The organism is Donghicola sp. XS_ASV15 (genome assembly GCF_041224595.1).
In the GTDB taxonomy this organism is placed as follows: Bacteria; Pseudomonadota; Alphaproteobacteria; order Rhodobacterales; family Rhodobacteraceae; genus Donghicola.
In genome coordinates, this window is sequence record NZ_JBGFGN010000052.1 from 1 (window position 1) to 6329 (window position 6329).

The window sequence follows — 6329 nt, forward strand, 5'->3', positions numbered from 1 at the left end:
GCCGGGTGATCCCCCTCCCCTTCGCCCCTACGGACAACCTTGCACGGGTCCCCCTCCTGCCCTCGCCGGGAGGCAGGCTTTCAGGAGAGGGGCGCGCTTCGCGCTTCCTCGCCAGAAACCCCGCCCCGATTTTCGGCAACAAGACCGGAAGGGGCACACCACAAAGGATTGACCTGATGACCATGATTTCCGCGACCTATTCGCCCGAAGACAACAAGCTCCGCCTGTATGCGTCGAGCCGTCTTGATGCTGAAACCTTCCAGCGCGTGAAGGAAGCAGGGTTCAAATGGGCACCGAAACAGGAGCTTTTCGTTGCCCCGGCTTGGTCCTGCGCCCGCGAAGATTTGGCGCTGGAACTGGCGGGCGAGATCGAGCCGGAAGAAATGACTCTTGCCGAGCGCGCGCAGATGAAGGCCGACCGCCTGGACGGGATCGCTGACAAGCGCGCGGCACAGGCAAGCGCCTTTTCCCGCGCGGCTGACGACCTGTCGCAAGCCTTCTACATGGGCCAGCCGATACTTGTCGGCCACCACAGCGAGCGGAAGGCCCGCAAGACGCAAGAGCGGATGCACAGCGCAATGGACAAGGCCAGCAAGGCGCACAAGGCAATCGGATATTGGCACTTCCGGGCCGAGAGCGTCGAGCGCCACGCGAACCGGAAGAACGACCCGCGAGTCCGCGCCCGGCGGATCGAAAAGCTGCTGTCCGAGCTGCGCGACCTGCAACGCGGGATCAACTCAGCCTATAAGGCGCTCGAACTCTGGGAGAAGATGCAGACCCCTGAGCAGATCGCTGCATTCATCGGGCATCCCGCTTCCCTTGCCCGCTCTGGCATGTGGAGCGAGGTAGACAAGGGCGAGCGCGACCCGTTCGACGCTAAAGCCGCCGTTATGGACGGCTGCCGTGCAATCATTGAGGGGCCGAACCGCGCCCGCTGGATCAGCCACACGCTCAACCGCTTGAGCTATGAGCGCGAAATGCTGGGCGAGGTGCCGCGCTACGCTGGCGAAATCACCCCGACCCTGTTGCAGATGTTTGTTCGAGCGCATGGGGCCGACAAGCCCAAGGGGGCGAAGGTGGACGCCGACCTTTTCACCGTCGAATGTGAGGCACCCTTGCCCCTGCATATCGGAGACGGCAAGGCGCTGGAACTGTCCGGCGACGAGTGGCGCGACCTCATGCAATCGTGCGGCTATGTCCCCCCGGCCAAGAAGCCTGCGAAACCGCCGATCCTCAATTTCAAAGCCCCGAGCGGCAAAGTCTCGGTTCAGAACCCCTATCGCCGGGAGGTTGACGAGCTACCGCAAGTCGAGCTGACGAAAGCCGAATATGCGGCGATCTACAGCGAACAGCGCGGAACCCGGCTTTCGACCTGCGGCGAATATCGTGTGCGGATTGCGCCGAACCCGAAGCACGAGGGGCCGCGCTATCAAGCTGGTTGGGCGGCAATCCTCATCACCGACCAGAAGCAGCACGAAATTCCCGAGACCCTGCGCCAGACGGAGGCGGCACAGTGACCCGCCCGGCGATCTACTCCCGCCCCAACAAGCCCCTGACGATCCCCGTGCGCAAGCGCGGGGAAGTCGCCCCGCTGGCGCAGATCGAGGCCCCCGAAATCATCACGGTTGACCGTGCCACCGAATGCCACGTCACCCCCGACGATGTAGCGGGGAGAATGGTCGATTATCTTGGCCCCCAAGGCGACTATCTCACCCTTGAGCCGAGCGCCGGAACCGGCCAGCTTGCGCGGGCGCTTCTGGCGTCCGGGCATAGCCCGCGCGAACTGACGATGATCGAGCGCCACCACCAGCTTGCAGCGATGACGCGCAAGATCGGCCCGACGATTCACGGCTGTTTTCTCGACTACGCCGACGAGGTGAAGGGGCGCGCAGCGTTCCCCAGGATCATCATGAATCCCCCCTTCCGCGAGGTGCGGAAGCATATCGCCGCCGCGCTTTCCCTTCTCGGCCGAGGCGGTCACGCCGAACCGGCAACGCTGGTCGCGCTGGTGCCTGTGACGTTCGAGCATCCCGAGGCCGAACATCTGGAAGCCCTGCCGCCCGACACGTTCAGCACGGCGCGGGTGCATACCAAAATCATACGGGTGCGCCGCGACTAGACGAAACGTAGAGGGGGGGCAGAGGCCCCCCTTTTTTGATGCCGCGATTGGTGTCCGGTGGCCGGAGCGCCGTGGGCGCCCCAGCCACCGGACTGTGCGCTACCCGCGCGGGGGCCGCTGCGCGGCAAGATCACGGCTTCATCACCCTTGATCGTCACTGGCCTGCTCGGCAGAAACGAAGAATTGAAGCAAGCCGACAATCTTTTGCTGCGTCAGGTTTAGACATTCGCCATTTCCAAGCTCAATCGTGAGGTCGCCTTCGGGATCATAGATCACCTTGAACTTGTTCGTGCCATCATGAAACCATCCATGAATCTGAACTATATCGTCTTCAAGGACTTCCTGAACGTCATACACGCCATGTCGAAATTGCTCGGGCAACCGGCTATCTTGGCTTAGGTCTTCTGACAGCCCGCCGCAGAACTCACACTCGAATTTTATATCAGACATTTTCTTTAGAAAACCCCGATCCTGTTGCCGCAGGTATCGACCTAGTTCACCAATCTGCGCGGCCCATTCTCATGGAACATGCCATTTCCAACGGATTCGGCTTTGGCGGCGTTAATGCAAGTGTCGCTTTCCGGCGATGGCAATAACAGTCCCGGACGGTGCTTCCGCGACCACTTCGGCTCACGCCCTCGCTATCCGTGGCAGTACCGAATTCGTGCAGACCTGCCGGCCCATGTCGTTGGCGAGACTGAGCAGGTTACGAAGCGCCGCGCTGCGGTTGGACGGCGACCAGACAGCCGAGAAGGCGACCGGCTCCGGCTCGTCGGCGAAGGGCAAGAAGACAATGCCGGTTGACGGCAACAGCGCCGTGGCCGCACTGACGATGGTGATGCCGAAGCCCTGTCCGACCATGGACAGCAGCGCGCCGCGCCCCACGTCGAAGCGCAGGATCGACGGCGCGGGCCAGAGTCCGGCATGGCGCAGCACGATATGGCTATGAACTTGCGGGCCAGTGCCGCCATGCCGAACAAGAAACGTCTCGCCCGCCAGATCGGCCCATGTAACGGCCGACCGCTCGGCGAACGGATGCCGCTCCGGTAACACCGCCACGAGCGGTTCGGTCCATATGTGGCGGGAATGGCAGTCGGGCAGCTCGGGCGTGCCGGCCACGAACACCACGTCCAGCCGGTCGGCGCGAAGCTGCATGACCGCATCGCGGGCCGTACCTTCGGTCATTTCGACTTCAACGCCGGGGTGGTCTTCGCGGTATTGGCCGATCAGCTTTGCGAGGAAGCTGCGAGGGATCAGGGCATGGATACCGATGCGAAGCCGGCCGCTTTCTCCGGCTGCCGCCATGCCGGCGGTCTTCACCGCATGGTCGAGTTGGTCGATGCCTGCGGCTATCCGCTCGACGAAGTGGCGTCCGGCCTCGGTCAACCGAACACCCCGCGCATGGCGCTCGAACAGAACGATGCCAAGGTCTTCTTCCAGCGCCTTCACGCGGGCGCTGACGCTGGATTGCGCCACGCCGAGCGCATTGGCGGCGTGGCGGAAGTTCAGATATTCGGCGACGGCGAGAGTGTGAACTAAGGTCATCATCGGCACTCGCCCCGAGAGGAGATGATGGCTCAACGGATTTAATCCGTCATTCCTCGTAAGTCTACGCATACCAATTCGCCATGACTCAATCACAATGAAGTTGCGAAAGGTCTGCGTAGTATTGGCAGACATATTAAATAGAGAATCGCGCCGACAATCCAAACCCAACCGTTCCATGCTCCTATGGTGGCAGAATAGAGTGCCGTGAAGCCAAGCGGTCCCGCGATAGAGCTTAGATTGGTGAGGCTTGTAAGCGTTCCCTGTAAAGCTCCTTGCTTGTTACTGCTGACATTGTTTGAAAGCATTGCCTGCAAGGCCGGCATGCCAACACCTCCGGCGGCAAGCAGCAACAAAATCGGGAACACCATCCATCCCTGCGTGGCAAAAGCCAGAAGAATGAAGCCAGTCGCATCCGCAGCCATGCCAAACAGTAGCGTGCGCCGTTCTCCAAGCCGGCTTGAAAGAGGGCCGGTAACAAACGCCTGAAAAATCGCGTGTGTTGCTCCAAACGCCGCGAGCGACAAGCCAACGGTCGTGGTGTTCCACTGAAAACGATCCTCGCCATATATGACCCATAGGGCCGCAGGGACCTGGCCGATCAGTTGAATAATGAAGAAAACTGCGAAAAGGGCCACTAGCCCGCGCAATGCATCATCCAGCCGGAACAGAACGAATGGTTTGATGCGAACCGGCTTTCCGGTCTCGCCATCGCCGCGACGAGTCTCCCTGAGGAAAATGCAGGCTAGCAGGAACGCGAAGCCGTTGAGAAGGGCAGCGGCGATAAACGGAGCATGGGCAGAAATACCACCGAGCATACCACCAAGTGCTGGCCCGGCAATCATGCCTGCCCCATAACAGGCCCCCATGTAGCCGAACCAGCGTGCGCGAGAACCTTCCCCCGTCGAATCCGCAATGGTTGAGGCAGCTACAGCTCCGGTTGCGCCCGTGACGCCGGACACGAGTCGGCCGATATAGAGCACCCATAAGACCGGCGCTGATGCCATAATCGTGTAATCGACTGCGGCTCCTGCAAGAGAAGCCAGAAGTACCGGACGCCGACCGTAAGAATCCGAAAGCTGTCCAAGCATGGGCGCGAAGACGACCTGCATCAATGCATAGAGCGACAGCAAGGCACCATAGTGTCCAGCGACCTGCTCTGCTGGCACAAGCTCACGCAGAAGCGTCGGAAGGACGGGCATGATGAGGCCGAGACCCATGGCGTCAAGACCCACGATCAGCAGGGCAATGATGGCAGAGCTGCGCACCTGAAACTCCAGCGCCGCTCAATGGAGCGACTTTATCAACGATAAGGAGATGGACATAGAACTTATCGGTGATAAATTGTCAAGCACTGGCGAAGGAACGTGAATGACCAAACTGGACAAGGGCACCGTGATCGCGGCGGCGCTAGAGCTGTTGAACGAGGTTGGCATGGACAGCCTGACGACGCGGAAGCTCGCTGAACGCCTCAAGGTTCAGCAGCCTGCGCTTTACTGGCATTTCCAGAACAAGCGAGCGCTGCTTGATGCGCTCGCCGAGGCGATGCTGGCGGAACGCCATACCCGCTCGCTACCCGAAGAGAATGAGGACTGGCGGGTGTTCCTGAAAGAGAATGCCCTGAGCTTCAGAACGGCGTTGCTCTCTTATCGCGACGGCGCGCGTATCCATGCCGGCACTCGACCGACAGAACCGAATTTTGGCACCGCCGAGACGCAAATACGCTTTCTCTGCGCGGAGGGCTTTTGTCCGAAGCGCGCCGTTTGGGCGCTCCGGGCGGTCAGTCACTATGTGGTCGGTTCCGTTCTCGAGCAGCAGGCATCTGATGCCGATGAGAGAGTTCCGGACAGGCCAGATGTGTCCGAGCAAGCACCGTCGTCCTTCCTGCACGATCTGTTTCACGAGTTGGAAACAGACGGCATGGATGCTGCGTTCAACTTCGGACTCGACAGCCTCATCGCTGGTTTCGAGCGGCTGCGTTCATCTACAACAGATTAGAGGCTTATGCCCCTTTGCCGCCCCAACTGCCACGACACCGATCCGCTTTGCACGATGCCCATGACCTCACGGCCGAGCTGGCGGTCGATGACCGGCCGCCACGGGACAAGGGAAATGAGCGGTATCTTGCCAGACAGGATACCGCCATTCACGAGGTTTCGAAGATTATTGCGCCGCATCGGAGCGGGCTTGCTTCCAGTCGTCGGCTAGACGACTGGCGACTTCTCGGTGGCAGCATCACGGGATCGAAGGAGCGCCAGCCCCAACGACACCAGCACTGCCATTGCCGTGGCGTAACAAATCACGGGCCACGCTGTATCGCCGTTTAACAGCGTCACCGCCAATGTCCCGACGATACTGACTATCAGGCTTTGGATGCAGAAGTAGAACGCAACCGCTGATCCAGCGATGTCGTCGAACTGCGCAAGTGCGCCGTTGGCGGTAACGGACACCGTGAAGACAATGCCGACCGCGACAACCCACATCGGCAGGATGAAGCTGAAAAATGACGGCGATCCGAAAAGTTGGCCGATCCCCAACAGGATCGCGCCGGAAACGAGCAACGCCATCCCGCGCGCTACGCATCCCGCGATACCCCATTTGGCAACGAAGGACTTTGCGAAGCGGGTTGTCGTGACCATGACCAGCCCGACAGTCGCGAAGGCCA

General features: G+C 60.7%; 6 protein-coding genes and 2 pseudogenes. 3 read left to right on the top strand and 5 right to left on the bottom strand.

The window, feature by feature from the left end; genetic code table 11:
* Window positions 1–176: 176 nt before the first annotated feature.
* Complete coding sequence (locus AB9K37_RS00890) at window positions 177–1517, top strand: DUF3560 domain-containing protein (RefSeq protein WP_092465273.1); 1341 nt, start codon at window positions 177–179, stop codon at window positions 1515–1517.
* On the top strand, window positions 1514–2119 hold the full coding sequence (locus AB9K37_RS00895) for a methyltransferase type 11 (protein ID WP_092465272.1): 606 nt from the start codon (window positions 1514–1516) through the stop codon (window positions 2117–2119). The genes AB9K37_RS00890 and AB9K37_RS00895 overlap by 4 nt, the downstream gene beginning before the upstream one ends.
* Before the next feature lie 141 nt (window positions 2120–2260).
* On the opposite strand, the gene AB9K37_RS00900 is transcribed toward AB9K37_RS00895, so the two are convergent.
* The 3 genes from AB9K37_RS00900 to tet(G) form a co-directional block, all read right to left on the bottom strand.
* Window positions 2261–2569: a hypothetical protein gene (locus AB9K37_RS00900; RefSeq protein WP_102856270.1), complete on the bottom strand. Its 309-nt coding sequence runs from the start codon at window positions 2567–2569 to the stop codon at window positions 2261–2263.
* 180 nt (window positions 2570–2749) lie between these two features.
* Window positions 2750–3667: a LysR family transcriptional regulator gene (locus AB9K37_RS00905; protein ID WP_018426325.1), complete on the bottom strand. Its 918-nt coding sequence runs from the start codon at window positions 3665–3667 to the stop codon at window positions 2750–2752.
* A gap of 89 nt (window positions 3668–3756) precedes the next feature.
* Entirely contained in the window at window positions 3757–4932 is a 1176-nt protein-coding gene (gene tet(G) / locus AB9K37_RS00910; protein WP_369835145.1) for a tetracycline efflux MFS transporter Tet(G), read from the bottom strand.
* Between the two features lie 103 nt (window positions 4933–5035).
* Between tet(G) and tetR(G) the strand changes: the two genes are divergently transcribed.
* The gene (tetR(G), locus tag AB9K37_RS00915) at window positions 5036–5662 is read left to right on the top strand and encodes a tetracycline resistance transcriptional repressor TetR(G) (protein ID WP_000163574.1); all 627 of its coding nucleotides are present in this window, start codon (window positions 5036–5038) and stop codon (window positions 5660–5662) included.
* Here tetR(G) and AB9K37_RS00920 read toward each other — a convergent pair.
* Window positions 5659–5775: pseudogene (locus AB9K37_RS00920) on the bottom strand (DUF3363 domain-containing protein); the annotation flags it as partial. The gene tetR(G) and the pseudogene AB9K37_RS00920 overlap by 4 nt on opposite strands.
* A gap of 93 nt (window positions 5776–5868) precedes the next feature.
* Window positions 5869–6329 (bottom strand): annotated as a pseudogene (locus AB9K37_RS00925) (chloramphenicol/florfenicol efflux MFS transporter FloR); the annotation flags it as partial.